This is a genomic window from Acinetobacter sp. YH12041 (assembly GCF_013419975.1).
Classification (GTDB): Bacteria; Pseudomonadota; Gammaproteobacteria; order Pseudomonadales; family Moraxellaceae; genus Acinetobacter.
Genome location: NZ_VOZC01000001.1, coordinates 305,848 through 322,103, shown reverse-complemented (window position 1 = coordinate 322,103; position 16,256 = coordinate 305,848). Strand labels below are relative to the sequence as shown.

The following is a 16,256-nucleotide window of genomic DNA, read 5'->3' as shown; positions in this document are numbered from 1 at the left end:
CGCTGCAATGAGATCTTGCTACAATACGCTCCATCAAACAAAGTGGTGCTTTCAGAACTCTTTAGTTTCTTTTGCACTGCACAATTAAGCCTTGCTTGATTGTTGGTTCAGGGCCGTTAGCTCAGTTGGTAGAGCAGTGGACTTTTAATCCATTGGTCCCGCGTTCGAGTCGCGGACGGCCCACCATTAAATTTGATATCCCCTGATGGGCCGTTAGCTCAGTTGGTAGAGCAGTGGACTTTTAATCCATTGGTCCCGCGTTCGAGTCGCGGACGGCCCACCATCATTTCTAAAATCTCTTTTTAGAAACTTCAATCAAAGCTACTTTGATTACCCGAATGGGCCGTTAGCTCAGTTGGTAGAGCAGTGGACTTTTAATCCATTGGTCCCGCGTTCGAGTCGCGGACGGCCCACCATTCTCCCCTCTATATTTATTTCTTCTTTCAATATTCTTATAATATTTCCTATATTATTCAGTTCATTCTTTTTATTTAAGCGCAATTCATCCTGACAATTTTAGAATCGCCATTTCCATTTACTCTGTTTTAAATTCTTTAGAAACTCTATTGCTTTTATTCAGTGATCTTAAATTCAGAATCTTTGACCAGCTCATACGCTTTAGAAGGTGCAGGATAACCCTGATCAAATAACTGCTGGTTTGCCCGTTCTTTTTCGTCATAAATTTTTTCCAGATTCATGACCAGATGGGTTGGGCTTTTAATTGTATAATAGAATTTTGCCCCCTCTTTACGGTCCACGATCAGTTCAGTTTGTTCCGGATTAATCGTCCAGCGGTCCTTACGATAGGTCACATTGCTTTCGGTCTGAACTCGTCTGGAATTATTCACAAAGACTTTGCCATAATGCACGATACTGCGATGCACTGTACCATCTGGCAATAAAGTCAAAATAAACACCGATTTCCCTTCCGTACAAGGTGCAAACCGTCCGTCACAATCAATCTGGGTAAGATAACGCCCGACATAGCTTTTGGCATAATCCGGTACAGGTTTAGGATCGACATTTGGTTCTACAGGCAATGCATTATAGGTTGCAGTCTGGGTGAGCGATTTAGCATTACGGGTGTCATAACTTTCATTGGCGGCGGAGATGACTACGCCATCTTGTGCCAAAGTTTTCGTAGTATCAGGTAAGGGTTTGCTTTGATGGTCATCACAGGCAATCAGTCCTGCAACACTTCCCAGCACAAATCCAAGCCGGCATAAACCACTTAAATGATGCGATACATTCGATTTCATTTTAAAAATATACCTGAAGGGGTGCACATCTATATAGGCAGACGACTCACTGAAAACTTATAAGTTTTAATAATGAATTCAATGGAATTTTTATGATCTTAGTGATTTTTTAAGGATTATTTAATCTCCCGTAACATTACTTAACGAATTTATTTTCAATAGATACTTTAAAAATTTAGATAAAACTCCATTCTTATAAATATGAGTCATTTTTTAGACTCAATCTTATTTTTTCTATCAGGAGACTTGGATGGCCAATGTTGGTTTATATCGCTCTAACCGCTCAAACATGATTGCAGGTGTAATGGGTGGTATTGCTGAACGTTTTGGTTGGAACGCAAATTTATTACGCTTGATCTTCGTGATTATTTCGGTCATGAGTGCTGCTTTCCCGGGTATCTTAGTTTATCTGGTTCTATGGTTAGTGATGCCAAAAAAGAATTCTATGCCTGATTATGCTGCGAGCAGAACTGATTATGAACGTCCTGTGCGTACCGTGAATCAGGATAAAGACTACCGATAAAATCGTTTCCTCTTTCACCTAAATATTCATATGGTGAAATTTTTATGCCACGGTCCTCCCCCCAAAAGATCGTGGTTTTTTTTGTCTGATTTTTAGGTTTTGGTCTTATTACCATTTTACGCTTTACCCTACTCGCCTATTCAGGATAAGTTGATACTTTCTACTTGAAATGGATTTCAGATGACGCAGGCAGAATGGATTGTACTTTGGCTGTGTGCGATCGCGGCATTACTGCATGGGGTCAGTGGTTTTGGCTTTCCTATGCTGAGTACGGCTGCCTTATCCAGTGAATATGCCTTAAGTACAGCAGTCACCCTGGTGATCCTCCCCTGCCTGTTATTGAACCTTTGGATGCTCAATAGCGATCCAAAACATAGCCTGTTGCAGAGCATTTGCTATTATGTCTCACACTATTGGCCACTCATGTTAAGCAGCTTGGTCGGTAGTGTGCTGGGGGTCAAATTACTCATCTGGATCAATGAAGGCTATCTTAAATTATTACTGGGTCTGGTGATTATTTTCTATGTACTGGATCAGTTACGCTCTACTCCGCTTCGGGTCAGTAGCAGTCAGCTCAGTATGCTAGGATTCGGTTTACTGGCCGGCATGATTGGAGGTGCAACCAATGCCATGGCACCCTTCCTGATGATGTATCTGCTTAGCTGTCAGCTCTCCAAAACTGATATCGTCATTATCAGTAATCTCAACTTTATTGCCAGCAAACTGGTGCAGTTGACCTTACTCTTCCCGATCCTCATTTCTTTACAAACCCATCAGCGACATATCCTGCTCGGAATCACGTTATTTGCACTCATCGGCGTCTGGTTAGGGGGAAAAATACGGCATCGACTTTCCCAGCAACATTTCAAATATCTGGTGCTGTTTTTTCTATTTGGACTGGGGATTTACGCACTTTGGCAAAGTGTGGGATTATTACAACACTCTACTATACTGTTTAAATAATATCTTTTTTAATCAAAACACATATTCACTTTTATAAGAATTTCAAAAACGCTTTTAAATAAAAAAGTTGAGCAAGGAGGTTGTATGAACGACCCTTTACGCACCCCGACTAATGCCATGCCAAAAGGAATTCGCAAAGGCTGGATTTTAATTGTGATCGCTGCCGTGATCTCTTATGGCTTGTATCATATTTTACCCTATGACGAAAATGCCAATAAGGGATTGGCCCTACTGACCTTTATCGCCATTCTATGGCTGACCGAAGCCCTGCATATTACGATTACAGCCCTACTCATACCGGTACTGGCGATTGTATTGAGTATGCCGATGGCAGATGGTGATGAACTGGTACCAATTAGCATGCAGGCAGCACTCGCTACCTTTGCCGATCCCGTGATTTTCCTGTTTTTTGGTGGTTTTGCTTTGGCTACGGCGCTGCATATCCAGAAACTGGACAAGAAGATTGCCACATGGATTATCTCGCTCTCCGGTGGACATCTCGGTGCTTCGGTACTGGCTATCTTTTTAGTAACTGCTGCCCTGTCGATGTGGATTTCCAATACCGCCACCGCAGCTATGATGTTGCCTCTGGCGCTGGGTTTACTTGCGCATCTGGATGCCGAAAAAGAACGTAAAACCTTTGTATTTATTCTGCTCGGGATTGCCTATTCAGCCAGTATTGGTGGCTTGGGCACCATCGTCGGTTCTCCACCGAATGCGATTGCAGCCAAAGCCCTCGGTTATGACTTCGCTGACTGGATGAAAGTCGGCCTACCAATGATGTTCATCATCCTGCCAGCAATGTTGATCAGTCTGTATCTGGTGCTGCGTCCAAAGCTGAATCATAAGGTGAATTTTGTCACCGAAAATATTCCCTGGACCACCACCCGTATTGCGACGATGGTGTTGTTCCTCTGTACGGCGATGGCCTGGATTTTCAGTAAAAAATTGACTGAAAATTTCGGTATTTCACAGCCTGATACCTGGATCGCGATTCTGGCAGCCTGTCTGGTGGTGATTCTGGGTACGGCTACATGGAAACAGGTTGCTGAAAATACCGATTGGGGCGTGCTCTATCTGTTTGGTGGCGGCTTGACCTTAAGTGCTGTCTTGAAGGATTCAGGCAGTTCTCTGGTTTTAGGTCAAACACTGGCAAATGCTTTCGGTGACTCCTCGCCTCTCGTAATTATCTTCGTTGTGGCAACCTTCATCATCTTCCTGACTGAATTTACCAGTAATACTGCCTCAGCTGCCTTACTGGTTCCGGTCTTTGCCGCCATTGCCGACCAGATGGGTATGCCTAAAGAGATTCTGGTGATTGTGATCGGGATTGGGGCTTCTTGTGCCTTCATGCTACCTGTGGCGACACCACCGAATGCGATTGTGTTTGGTACTGGCCATATTCAACAAAGTGAAATGATGAAAGTCGGCTTTGTCCTGAATATCATGTGTATTTTCTTGGTTTCCCTGTTTATTTACTGGTTCTTTATCTAAGTTTAAATAAATCCAGATTCCAAATTAAAAAGCACCCGAGGGTGCTTTTTTTTCAGAACTATTCAAAACAGCTTTAAGCTCTCATTTTAAAATGGTTCAGTTCCTGATTCAGGGCAGCGATAATATCTGCACGGCTAATAATTCCGACCAGACGCTGCTCGCTCACTACCGGGATATAGTTAAAAGAACGTTCCACAAAATAGGGCACCAGATCCTGAATCGGCTGCAATGGCTGCACAGTGACCACTTTGCGGGTCATAATATGTTTGACCTGATGTTCCCAGCTGCTGCGCACATCTGCAGCACGTTTAAACCATTCTACCACCTGATACATGGCCAGCGTTCCCACCAGCTTGCCTTCCGCATTAACCACCGGCAGGCTCATCAGGTTCATTTCTTTAAATTTATCCAGTGCATGCTGAATATTATCATTGGCATGCAGGGTCACCACGTCTTTAGTCATAATGTCCTGACAGGTAAACTGGTTGACCGCACGGGCATTGGCTCGGTCCTGCGCTTCCAGAATAATCTTTTGCAGGTCATATTCACTAATGTCCAGCAGCTCGGTTTGCTGATCTAGTACTTCCTGAATATCTTGCGGCTGAATAGTGACTTTCTGGGTCGGGGTCGGATCTTTGGAACGGGTATTCAATTGCGCCTGCTGCGGATAACGCTTGCCAATCATTCGATTAAAGACGATCGCAATTACCATCAATAAGATCGAATTCAGCAGCACCGGATAGAAAACGAAAGCATAGCCGAGTTCATGCACCGCATTGCCGCCGAGTACCGCCGTAATAGCCACAGCACCACTCGGTGGATGCAGGGAATCGGTGGTCATCATCAGGATAATAGCCAAAGCTACCGCTAGACTAAAAGCTTCCGTCGGACTGGCAATAAACAAGGCACAGGTCACACCCACTACCGCAGCAATAGTATTACCTACCAGAATATTCCAGGGCTGTGCCAAGGGACTGGCCGGAACTGCAAACAGCAGTACCGAAGAGGCCCCCATCGGCGCAATATACCAGGCTTCAAAATCACCCAGAATCCATAAACTCAGTAATGATGATACCGTGAGACCCAGTAGTGCCCCAATACCGCAGAGTAAACGGTCCTTGAGTGGAAGAACTTTAAAATTCGGTTTTAAGGTATTGAGCCAGTCGAGATTGGAATGGAACACGGCGCGCCTGATTTTAATGTTTACAGATTTTGCGCATTATAAAACTAGTCGCTTTAAAGATGTATTTATTTTATATCTTTTAATTACACTTAAATGGATGCTGTTTAAAAAGCTAAGTCACACACCAGAGAAAAACCATCCATCTAGTCCTCTTTTACGGTTCAATCTCTCATAGGATTTTCAATAAGATCATTCATGTCAGGTGATTTTAGTCTCAGCTTCGCTATGAGAACCAGATTTAATCAGAGGTTCGATTTTGAGCAGCTCGACCTGACCATAATAGGTTGAGAAGGCCACATCTCCGGCATCTACCCCAGTACCAATGCGAATCAGCTCGTCGACCGGAGCCAAACGGGTCGGATCAAACTGTACCCACCCGCCTTCCAGATAGGCTTCAAAAATGGCATGAAAATCGGGTAAAAATTTTTCAATTTTCACATAACCGACTACCATGCGTGCCGGAATTCCTAAAGCACGGCACAGCGCAATGCCTAAATGGGCAAAGTCACGGCATACCCCTGCCCGGTGGATCAGTACATCTGTCGCAGTCGTAAACTGATCAGAGCAGCCAGAGACATAAAAAATATTGTTATAAATCCACTGTTCAATGGCTTTTACACGCGTATAGCCGGGTGTCATCCAGCCAAATGAGCGTTTCGCCATTTCAAGTAATAAATCTGAATTGCAATAGCGGCTGGCCAGCAAATAAGGTAGTACTTCATCCGGCAGGTCTGGAATTTTGACTTCACTCAAGTTTTGCCTCAGATCATTCGGAATGCTCGGCTGACGGGTAACTGTCGCGCTATAGTTCAGTTCAAATGCCTCACAGGGTTCGAGTTGCAACCGGATATGACGGTTTTGATGCTGAGCATCCTGAAATTCATGCCACTTGACCGGCATATTCATAGTGAGCTGTTCTCCGAGAATATTCTGATCGGGATGATGGGCGACCTGAACCATAAAAATAAATTCGGTAGATTGCACAATCTTGTATTTTAAATGGCACTGAATTTGGTAAGTGGTCATGAAGTTCCTTATTATTAGGCATTATTATATTGTGTGAAGATTAAACTAATTCTAAGACCGCAATCGTATGAGATCAGTTTAACTTTATCGCGCTTCAGTGAACAGGATGCTATACATCTGATTTATTCCTGATTTTTGGATCTCATCCCATTGCTATTCCAGCATAAAATTGCAGCAAAGCCGCGCAAAATCTGGCATGAATGAAGACCATTTTAATTTTTTCCAAAATATTTTCAGCGTATTAACCCTTTGCCACTCCCCTGTAAAATCCTTATAATCAAGCACAATTTTTCTCTAATTTTAAGTGGATGACCATGAGTCGCGCCATATCGCATATTGATACCTTCCAAGGCTTAATTCTTGCCTTACAAAACTACTGGGCGGAGCAAGGCTGCGTCGTGTTACAGCCTTACGACATGGAAATGGGTGCAGGGACATTCCACACTGCAACTTTCCTTCGTGCGTTAGGTCCCGAAACCTGGAATGCTGCTTATGTTCAGCCATCACGCCGTCCTAAAGATGGCCGTTATGGTGAGAACCCGAACCGTCTGCAACATTATTACCAGTTCCAGGTTGTGCTTAAGCCAAACCCGGACAACATCCAGCAGCTTTACCTGGATTCTTTAAAGGCAATCGGTATTGATCCTTTAGTTCACGACATCCGTTTCGTGGAAGATAACTGGGAATCTCCAACACTGGGCGCATGGGGTCTAGGCTGGGAAGTTTGGCTGAACGGCATGGAAGTGACTCAGTTCACTTACTTCCAGCAAGTCGGTGGTGTTGAATGCTACCCAGTAACCGGTGAAATCACTTATGGTCTGGAACGTCTGGCGATGTATCTGCAAGGTGTAGACTCAGTTTACGATCTGGTTTGGACCAAAGGTCAGTTCGGTACTGTGACGTATGGCGATGTGTTCCATCAAAATGAAGTAGAACAATCGACTTATAACTTCGAATATGCACCAGTAGAAAAAATGTTCGAACTGTTCGATTTCTACGAAGCTGAGGCGACCCGTTTAATCGAAGCTGAACTGCCATTACCTGCTTATGAGCAAGTGATTAAAGCATCACACAGCTTTAACCTGTTAGATGCGCGTGGCGCGATCTCTGTGACTGAACGTCAGCGTTATATTCTGCGTGTGCGTACTTTGGCACGTTCAATTGCGACCAGTTATGTAGCAGCACGTGCGAAACTTGGTTTCCCAATGGCAGAACCTCACCTACGTGACGAAGTCCTGGCTCAGCTTAAAGCTCAAGTAGAAGCAGAAGCGGCTCAAGCAGAAAAATCAGCGGAGAACAAATAATGTCTAAACATACAGTTTTATTTGAACTTGGCTGTGAAGAACTTCCTCCAAAAAGCCTGAAAAAATTACGTGATGCTTTAAAAGCTGAAACTGAAAAAGGCTTAAAAGATGCGGGTCTGGCTTTCGATGCGATCGAAGCTTATGCAGCGCCACGTCGTCTGGCACTTAAAATCGTAAATGTTGATGCTGCTCAAGCGGATACGCAAAAACGTTTTGACGGTCCTGCTGTGCAAGCGGCTTATGATGCTGAAGGCAAACCAACCAAAGCACTTGAAGGCTTTATGCGCGGTCAAGGCATTACGGTTGATCAGGTGTCTACTTTCCAGGCCGGTAAAGTTGAAAAAGTCTGCTACCTGAAAGATGTGAAAGGCCAAAGCCTTGACATTTTACTGCCACAAATCCTGCAACATGCTCTGGATCAATTGCCAATCGCAAAACGCATGCGTTCTGCTGCTAGCCGTACTGAATTCGTTCGTCCGGTAAAATGGGTGGTGTTGTTAAAAGACAGCAATGTGATTGATGCAACCATTCAGGATCATAAAGCAGGCAACGTGACTTATGGCCACCGTTTCCATGCGCCTGAAGCGATTATTCTGGCCAATGCAGATGCGTATCTGGATGCCCTGCGCGCTGCGAAAGTGATTGCGTCTTTTGAAGAGCGTCAAGCAATCATCGATCAGCAAGTCAAAGCACTGGCTGATGAAGTGAATGCGATTGCCATTGTTCCTGCGGATCTCCGTGACGAAGTCACTGCACTGGTTGAATGGCCGGTTGCATTACGTGCCAGCTTCGAAGAACGCTTCCTTGCAGTTCCACAAGAAGCGCTGATCACTACCATGCAGGACAACCAGAAGTATTTCTGTCTGGTGAATGCTGAAAACAAATTACAGCCTTACTTCATTACCGTTTCTAATATTGAGTCTAAAGATCCGACTCAAATCATTGAAGGTAACGAAAAAGTAGTTCGTCCGCGTCTGTCAGATGCAGAATTCTTCTTCCTGCAAGACCAGAAACAACCGCTTGCGTCTCGTAAAGAGAAACTGGCCAACATGGTATTCCAGGCACAACTGGGTACTTTGTGGAACAAGTCTGAACGTATTGCCAAACTGGCTGTCGCGCTGGCTCCGATTACCGGTGCCAAAGCGGAAGATGCTGAAAAAGCTGCCCTTCTTGCGAAATGCGACTTAACTTCTGAGTTGGTGGGTGAATTCCCAGAACTTCAAGGCATCGCGGGTACTTACTACGCACGTCTTGAAGGTGAAAATGATGAAGTGGCTGAATCTTTAGGTGAGCAGTATTTACCTAAATTCGCTGGTGACGTTCTGCCTAAAACCAAAACGGGTACAACGATTGCGCTTGCGGATCGTCTAGATACTTTAACTGGTATTTTCGGTATTGGTCAGGCACCTACAGGTTCTAAAGACCCATTTGCGCTACGTCGTTCTGCGATTGGTATTCTGCGTCTAGTGACTGAAAATGAACTTGATGTATCCATCGAAGACCTGATCAAGCTGGCATTGGCTGCTTATGGCGATGTATTGAAAGACCACGACAAGACTTTGGCAGATGCGGTTGCCTTCCTGGAAGGTCGTTATCGTGCGAAATACGAAGACCAAGGTGTTGATGTTGACGTGATCCAAGCCGTTCAAGCATTGTCACCAAAATCTCCACTTGATTTTGACAAGCGTGTGAATGCGGTAAATCACTTCCGTGCCCTGCCTGAAGCTGCTGCGCTTGCTGCTGCGAACAAGCGTGTAGCAAATATTCTTGCTAAAGAAGCTGCCCCTGAAGGTGCTGTGGTTGAAGCAACTCTGGTAGAAGATGCTGAAAAAGCATTGTTCGCTGAACTGCAAAAAATCACACCAGCGGTTGAACCTCTATTCGCTTCTAAAGATTACACTGCTGCGTTGTCTGCATTGGCTGCCCTACGTGCGCCAGTAGATGCGTTCTTTGACGGCGTCATGGTGATGGCAGATGATGCTGAACTAAAAGCAAACCGTTTACGTCTGCTTGCTCAGCTTCGTGACCTGTTCACTAAAGTTGCAGATATTTCAGTGCTTCAACACTAAGTTCTGATTGAAATAAAAAACCCGCTTTAGAGCGGGTTTTTTATTAAAGTGCCAAAAATTCTTCAATAATAGGAAACACCAATTCTTCAAATTTATCAAATATAATTGGATCATTAACATTCTCACATACATGATCACAAAACTTATTTTTTTCAAATTTTTGGATTATTGATGGAGCCCCATAGTCATCTATTTTCTCTATTTTTGTATAAAACTCTTCTGTAAAAAGTTCTTCACTTAGAAGGTTTTCAGAACCCTTTTTGATTTTATTATTGCATCCATTAAAAGGTACTTTTTCCTTCAAAACACTTCCAATTTTTTGCTTCTGCGCTTTAGTGTCACAATCATATAAAAATAATATTCTTCTACTGATTGCATTTAAATTGTGTTTTAAAAATTCAAACCCCTTTTCTAAACTACTTTCACCACCAAATTTAACTTGTCCATCTTCTGTAGTAATGCCAATTTCATCAATTTCGATATTTTCTAACCAATCAGCTTTACCTTTTAATTCAAAAGCTTTTCTTAGAAATTTAATATCAGTTTTACCTTCAACTAGAATTAATGGTTTTTGTGTTTCTTTAATTTTTTGATGCAATTCTTCTTCAAATTTAGAAGTGTTTTTATAAAAATCAAATGATTCCTCAAACTCGCTAAACCTTTCAGAAGTAATATTCATTCCTGATGGTAAGTCAATTAATTGAATATTTTCTGCACCAAATTCTTTTTCCATTCCTAATACAAACAATGGCGAATGGGAAGTAACAATAAATTGCACTTTAGGAAAAAGCTTTATTAGCTTTGGTAAAATCTCACTTTGATGTTTGCTATGAAGATGTGCATCTATTTCATCAACAACAACAATTCCTTCAATATTATCTAAACGAATACTATTTTTATAATCAGCATGGCGAATAATCGTGATAAATAAATTAAGTAAAATTAACTGACCTGTTGAAAGTTGCTCTAAAGTTGGAATAACAACCTTTCCTTTACTATGTAAAGACAATCTAGACTTAGCTTGATTTCGCCAACCCGTTTTTAAATATAGTTCATGATTATCTAAAATTGTTTGAAAAACTTTATTTATATTTCTATATGAATTATTAATAGCATGTTTATTTCGTATGGTTTGGTCTCTCTCACCATCTCCTACTAGACAATCTAACTCTGCAGGTAAAATAGCAGAATCCAAAATAACATCTAACATCCACTGGATGTTTTTTTGAAATGTATCTATACACATTATTTCCTTATTCAGATTACCCCCATATTTTGTTTCTATATCAAATAATTCTTCAGTTGGGGCTTTTAAGTTTAACCAATGAGGAACAACCTTTCTAAAACTTGGGAAGAAAACAATAGTATTAGAGAACAAGCTTTTTATATCTTTAGTTTGAGCAAAAACCTTCTTATCGTCCCCTCTTTCTCCTTCATTAAAAGTTATTTTATTAGAATATAGATTTAGCAGATCACGTGCAGAATCTGTTTGACCTATTTTTTCACAGTAATGTATTTCTGTATTATTCTGATCATCTTGATATCTTAAATATGCAGCAGCACTTTGGTTGATTGTATTTGTATTTATATCATTACCCGAAACAATTTTAAAATATGGAGAAAATGTACTAGTCTGAGCCTTTACAGCGTCCTGATATTCACTTTTAGCTAGTTCAAAAAATGAATCCGCAATGTATGAGAGTGTATATGTTTTACCTGAACCATTTTTTCCAACTAAAATTACGTGCTTTGGATTTAAATCCTCTCGTAATTCTAACTCTAAATCTAGTTTTTCAAGTGGTCCAATATTTCTAATATGAATATTTCTTAAGTACATAACAATTTCTTTTTTATTCCTGTTAATCCAATAGTAACAAAAACCTACGATCTTTTTTCTTTACTTAATAAGTAATTTTTCATTCAAAAATTAAATATCTTTGGATTCTAAAATTTCATCCACTATAGGCATATCTCTATATATTTCATATACTCACCCTAACAACACTCAACAAGAAAGAAGCGCATGAAATTTCAAACACTCATTATGACGACTCTTGCGGGTATCGCACTTACAGCATGTACATCTCAACCGACCATTCCACAGCTGGAACTGGGCGTATTACAGGAAGTAAAAAATCTCGAAGTTATTCCAGAAACAACCAACAATAAGGCAAAACTGACCAAATTCCTCGACAAATGCGTGATTGAATTTACTGGCGACATCGGCAACAACCGTTCAGTTGAACAATGGTCATTTAAAGGCTTGACCCTGATTGATGCCGGTTCAGCAACTTTCCAGCGTGACGGTACCAGCACGGCACAAAAATTTGACCTGCACGATACGGCAGTACAAAAGAACTTTGTAATTCTGCGCAATCATTTTGCTAAAGATGCCCTAACTCAATGTGATTAAATAGATCGCCCTGTTTTTATGATGAAAATAGGGCTATTTATTTGAATGAACAGAAATTTAATTTTTCTTCTGATTTAAACTGCCTTTTCTTCCTTTTAAAAATTATAAGATCCTCGCATCAAACTACGCTGAACCTATACTCTCTCCATAGCTTATTCATTGTTTTTGGCTGATTATCCGTTACACTGAAAACCAAACTCAGACCGCTCTTTGACGAATTCGAGGTCGATCCATAATGAATATCAAAACCCCAATTATTTTAACGACAGCTTTAATGTTCTGCGCACCTGTATTTGCACAGACCGAAACCACTCAGACCAACAAACCGATTGCACCTTATGGTGAGAATCCGAACCTGCTGCATGTGTTTGCCTATAAAGCACAGGAAGGCGTTATCAATACCGCTGAAAAAGTAGGTGAAGTCACTGAAAAAGGCATTGCCAAAATCAAACCGGGTGTAGACCGTGCCTGGGGCAATACCAAGTCTGCAGCATCAGATACCATCCAGAAAGTAGATCAGGGTGCGACTCAGGCAGCACAGCAAACGGGTCAGAAAATTCAGCAAACCCGAGAAGTCTGGCGCGGCAATTCACAACAGGCACCGATCGTGCAGCAGCCTTTGAGTCAGCCATCTACCGCAACTCAAAATTCATCGGTATCACAGCCCCAGTCAAGTTCCGGTACAGCGACCAGTTATGCAGTAGATGATCTTTAAATCATCGAATTGAAAAAAGCCCATTACGGGCTTTTTCTTTTAAGCATTGAAGATAGTTGAGTCTTTCTTTAGACTGAACTCAAATAAAATCATGAGAAGATAATAAAAATGAAAAAAATTCTCCTCAGCTTTATCGCCGGCATTCTGTGTGGTGTAGCCATCCTGTACATCACTTTACTGGTTTCAGGTGAAACCGTGACCTCAATTGCTGCGATTGATGATGAATTATCCTCCATCCCGAGCCTGTCTAGTGCGAATCCTTATAACCATAAAACCGAAGGCGAAAAAATCCAGCATATAGAACACTTGGAGGAAGCTGAATTTAGGCCCGCCTCTGGCAATAATGCCGACCTGTATCGGATCAAGGATATGTGTAAATTAAGAATCGGGACTCAAGGAGATGACATTTATAGCTATCGAACTGCTTATTTTTCGCAGAATCATCTGATTTATATGTTTGAAACCCATTATCGAACATCTTATGACAAGCGTCCCGATGAACGGGTACCCGAATTTAAGCGCGTCTATCAGGAAATTATATTTAACCCCCGGTCTGCACTGGTTCAGAGTGAATTTTTAAAGCTATTAGATAAATATATTACGCCAGAAAACCGAAAAAAATGCTGATCGAATTTAATCAGCATTTAGTTTTTATTTGGCAGTTTTTAATTTACCTGACGGATAGGCCGGCCTTGCTTAAAGGCTTCTACATTTTCCACCATCTGATCCACAATGCGTTGACGCGCATCAACGCTGCCCCAAGCATTGTGCGGTGTAACGATCAGGTTAGGAATTGAGGCATCGAGCAATACATTTCCCTCTTTCGGAGGCTCCACGGTAAGCACATCCGTCGCAGCACCGGCAATTTTGCCTTCGCGTAAGGCCTGAGCCAAAGCCTGTTCATCGACGATTCCACCACGCGCACAGTTAATTAAAAATGCACTTGGTTTCATCGCGTCCAATTCGGCATGACTGATTAAATGACGGGTATCTTCCGTTAAAGGGCAATGCAGGCTTAAAAAATCCACTTGTGGCAATAACTCTGCAAATGGAATACGGGAATCATCTGCTGGACGGTTGGGCAAAGCTGCAATCAGTACTTTCATGCCAAAGGCTTCTGCCAGTCTGGCAACTGCATGGCCCAGCTCACCATAACCAACAATACCTAAGGTCTTGCCTGCCAATTCTACAATTGGCGCACCCAATAGACAGAACTGGCTGGCCTTTTGCCATTCGCCCTGCTGTACTGCACGTTGATAGGTTAAAAATGAAGTGGCCAGATTGAGCATCAGCATAAGGGTATGCTGAGCGACGGCAGAGGTGCCATAAGCCTGACAGTTACACACCACAATGCCACATGCCTTGGCCGCAGCCAGATCGACATTATTGGTGCCCGTAGCAGAAATCAGGATCAGTTTCAGTTGAGGGCATTGCTGGATGGTTGCCGCGTCAATCATGACTTTGTTGGTAATGATGACATCGACATCGGCCACACGAGACTGAATCTCTGCAGCCGATGTGGCCGGGTATAAGACCAGCTGATCAAATACTGCATGTAGTGCCTGAAAGTCCAAATCCTGTTGGTCTAAAGAAGCATAATCTAAATAAGCGGCTTTCATGGCGCTACCCTCAACCTTGTTTGACAATTTATTTTGATTGCCATTTAAAACAAGTCCTGCAGGGTTTTCAAGCAACTTACTGTCAGAAGTGGTTAATCTACAGACTTATCAATATGGTTACGCAGAGAACGGCGCACCTTATAAATCACATATACACTGAGAAAGATCAGAAAAATAAGAGAAGAACTGAGCAAGATCACTGCAGGATGCACACTTTCCGCGTGTGCAAAATTAGGCAGCATCAGTCCAAGAATAAAACAAATACTTGTAACTTGTTTGGATTGCATATATTTACTCCCTTGTCATATAAACAACCGGGAGCGGTGTGACTATTTTTCATACCGCCTAAGACCATATTAGGCCTTAGCAAACATAAGTCAAGTATTTGTTTTTTAGATAAATTTTTTGGTTAGTTCATTTCACTTCGTGTCACAAACTGTGTATTTTTGTCACTTGCGTCAACGAAACCGGAAGCGCCGTATTCATCTGTATGCAAATTCAGATGTTTATAGCTGAACATATAAAAATCAGCATAGCGTTTCATGATAATCGGATGCATGCCTACATTTAATTCATCCTGCTCCTTGACCAGTTTCATAATATGCCGATCATTCATCACCACCAGATAACGCTCATCATTCAGGTTGATGGTCAGCAAGCCATTACCCTTGGCATAGATTGGAATCAGGAATTTATGATTTAGTGCAATCGCATCACCGGTATAGCTTTCGATCTTGTTGCTAATGACGTTAAAGACCAGTGCATGTCCATAGGCATCCAACAATAACTGACGCTTTTCTTGGGGCAGATTGACGTGAATCCCAAGCTTGAGCAGATCCTGCTGATCGACTTGTTTATTACTCAGCAATTCACGCAAAATCACCTGCTTTTGCGCTGCATCAAAAAATTGGGTGTCCAGCAGCAGATCATTATTCTTCAAAATACGCCCTAAAGCAAAACGGTGGCGCGGCAAGATATTCTCAATTACCTTGCGATAATAGAACTTGCTGTTTTTCTTAACCCGACGCATTTTCTGGTAGAAATAACTTTCATCATAGTCATGCAATAAAAAGTCATACAGCAGCTCGGAACTGGCCAGAACGGCGATGGCGTCATGGCCGGTAAATGGCAGATGCAGTACATGATGCTGCGGAAGTACGGCTTCCAGTTTCAGGTAATGTGCTCGGTCTTCGGTGCAATACGGATCATAAACCAGAATATATTCCCGTTCCGGACTGACATCTTGTGCCTCAATCCGCATGCCTTCATTCAGCTCGGGCTGGTAAAACATGTTGTAGCGGGCATCTTCGACATCTTCCGGATTGATCGAATATTGCGGCACCATCGCGACCACTCGCTGAACATTCAGCAGATTGGAATATTTAATCGCAGCATAACCGCCCATGGAACCACCATAGGCAATGCGCTGCTGAAACGGCGCAATCAGCTCGGCAATTGCTTGCAACATGTTCCACATGGAACTTTTTGGAAACCAGGATTTATGTTTGGGCATAATTCCCAAAACATTAAATTCAAATTTCGCTAATGATTTTTCGGCATTGATGCTCAAGCCCTTGGCACGGGTAATCAAATCTCCAAATGAAAAAATCAATTCTGAAGATGACCCCGGCATAAAAATTGCGCGTATATGCTCATCTTCAAAAACAATCTGCTTATCCATAACTTTC

At 42.2% G+C, this 16,256-nt stretch carries 15 protein-coding genes and 3 tRNA genes; 11 read left to right on the top strand and 7 right to left on the bottom strand.

The genetic code is table 11. The features are described 5' to 3' along the window. Positions 1-110: 110 nt before the first annotated feature. The 3 genes from FTU00_RS01530 (at position 111) to FTU00_RS01520 (ending at position 416) form a co-directional block, all read left to right on the top strand. Positions 111-186: transfer RNA gene (locus FTU00_RS01530), tRNA-Lys, on the top strand. A 21-nt stretch (positions 187-207) separates the two neighbouring features. Continuing rightward, a tRNA-Lys gene (locus tag FTU00_RS01525) sits at positions 208-283 on the top strand. 57 nt (positions 284-340) lie between these two features. Then, positions 341-416 (top strand) — tRNA-Lys (locus tag FTU00_RS01520). A gap of 156 nt (positions 417-572) precedes the next feature. On the opposite strand, the gene FTU00_RS01515 is transcribed toward FTU00_RS01520, so the two are convergent. Further along, positions 573-1,259, bottom strand: coding sequence for a hypothetical protein (locus tag FTU00_RS01515; protein ID WP_180053049.1), 687 nt, complete (start codon positions 1,257-1,259; stop codon positions 573-575). Positions 1,260-1,509: 250 nt separating this feature from the next. Between FTU00_RS01515 and FTU00_RS01510 the strand changes: the two genes are divergently transcribed. The 3 genes from FTU00_RS01510 (at position 1,510) to FTU00_RS01500 (ending at position 4,239) form a co-directional block, all read left to right on the top strand. Beyond that, positions 1,510-1,782 carry a PspC domain-containing protein gene (locus tag FTU00_RS01510; RefSeq protein ID WP_034169835.1) on the top strand — a complete coding sequence of 91 codons (273 nt, stop codon included), beginning with the start codon at positions 1,510-1,512 and terminating at the stop codon, positions 1,780-1,782. Between the two features lie 180 nt (positions 1,783-1,962). Then, positions 1,963-2,745 (top strand): sulfite exporter TauE/SafE family protein, encoded by a 783-nt coding sequence (locus FTU00_RS01505; RefSeq protein ID WP_180053050.1) that lies wholly within the window; start codon positions 1,963-1,965, stop codon positions 2,743-2,745. Between the two features lie 84 nt (positions 2,746-2,829). After that, on the top strand, positions 2,830-4,239 hold the full coding sequence (locus tag FTU00_RS01500) for a DASS family sodium-coupled anion symporter (RefSeq protein WP_004781797.1): 1,410 nt from the start codon (positions 2,830-2,832) through the stop codon (positions 4,237-4,239). Between the two features lie 73 nt (positions 4,240-4,312). On the opposite strand, the gene FTU00_RS01495 is transcribed toward FTU00_RS01500, so the two are convergent. Continuing rightward, complete coding sequence (locus tag FTU00_RS01495) at positions 4,313-5,422, bottom strand: HPP family protein (RefSeq protein ID WP_034704289.1); 1,110 nt, start codon at positions 5,420-5,422, stop codon at positions 4,313-4,315. A 198-nt stretch (positions 5,423-5,620) separates the two neighbouring features. Then, positions 5,621-6,448, bottom strand: a complete 828-nt coding sequence (locus tag FTU00_RS01490; protein WP_180178938.1) for a transglutaminase family protein — start codon at positions 6,446-6,448, stop codon at positions 5,621-5,623. A gap of 314 nt (positions 6,449-6,762) precedes the next feature. Between FTU00_RS01490 and glyQ the strand changes: the two genes are divergently transcribed. Then, the gene (gene glyQ / locus FTU00_RS01485) at positions 6,763-7,752 is read left to right on the top strand and encodes a glycine--tRNA ligase subunit alpha (protein ID WP_005232423.1); all 990 of its coding nucleotides are present in this window, start codon (positions 6,763-6,765) and stop codon (positions 7,750-7,752) included. Continuing rightward, on the top strand, positions 7,752-9,821 hold the full coding sequence (glyS, locus tag FTU00_RS01480) for a glycine--tRNA ligase subunit beta (RefSeq protein WP_180178937.1): 2,070 nt from the start codon (positions 7,752-7,754) through the stop codon (positions 9,819-9,821). Before glyQ ends, glyS begins: the two co-directional genes overlap by 1 nt. A 43-nt stretch (positions 9,822-9,864) precedes the next feature. Here glyS and FTU00_RS01475 read toward each other — a convergent pair whose 3' ends face one another. Next, positions 9,865-11,658, bottom strand: coding sequence for an AAA family ATPase (locus FTU00_RS01475; protein WP_180178936.1), 1,794 nt, complete (start codon positions 11,656-11,658; stop codon positions 9,865-9,867). Positions 11,659-11,844: 186 nt separating this feature from the next. Here FTU00_RS01475 and FTU00_RS01470 point away from each other — a divergent pair, with 186 nt between their 5' ends. From FTU00_RS01470 to FTU00_RS01460, 3 genes are all read left to right on the top strand, one after another. Beyond that, positions 11,845-12,234, top strand: coding sequence for a hypothetical protein (locus tag FTU00_RS01470; protein WP_179992850.1), 390 nt, complete (start codon positions 11,845-11,847; stop codon positions 12,232-12,234). A gap of 235 nt (positions 12,235-12,469) precedes the next feature. Continuing rightward, the gene (locus FTU00_RS01465) at positions 12,470-12,949 is read left to right on the top strand and encodes a hypothetical protein (protein ID WP_005232430.1); all 480 of its coding nucleotides are present in this window, start codon (positions 12,470-12,472) and stop codon (positions 12,947-12,949) included. Positions 12,950-13,057: 108 nt separating this feature from the next. Continuing rightward, complete coding sequence (locus tag FTU00_RS01460; RefSeq protein ID WP_179992852.1) at positions 13,058-13,576, top strand: hypothetical protein; 519 nt, start codon at positions 13,058-13,060, stop codon at positions 13,574-13,576. Between the two features lie 38 nt (positions 13,577-13,614). Here the strand turns inward: FTU00_RS01460 and FTU00_RS01455 are convergent, their stop codons facing one another. From FTU00_RS01455 to FTU00_RS01445, 3 genes are all read right to left on the bottom strand, one after another. After that, complete coding sequence (locus FTU00_RS01455) at positions 13,615-14,568, bottom strand: 2-hydroxyacid dehydrogenase (protein WP_004781778.1); 954 nt, start codon at positions 14,566-14,568, stop codon at positions 13,615-13,617. A gap of 92 nt (positions 14,569-14,660) precedes the next feature. After that, positions 14,661-14,855 (bottom strand): hypothetical protein, encoded by a 195-nt coding sequence (locus FTU00_RS01450; protein ID WP_005232434.1) that lies wholly within the window; start codon positions 14,853-14,855, stop codon positions 14,661-14,663. Between the two features lie 122 nt (positions 14,856-14,977). Then, the gene (locus FTU00_RS01445) at positions 14,978-16,249 is read right to left on the bottom strand and encodes a hypothetical protein (RefSeq protein WP_180003011.1); all 1,272 of its coding nucleotides are present in this window, start codon (positions 16,247-16,249) and stop codon (positions 14,978-14,980) included. Between the last annotated feature and the right edge of the window lie 7 nt (positions 16,250-16,256).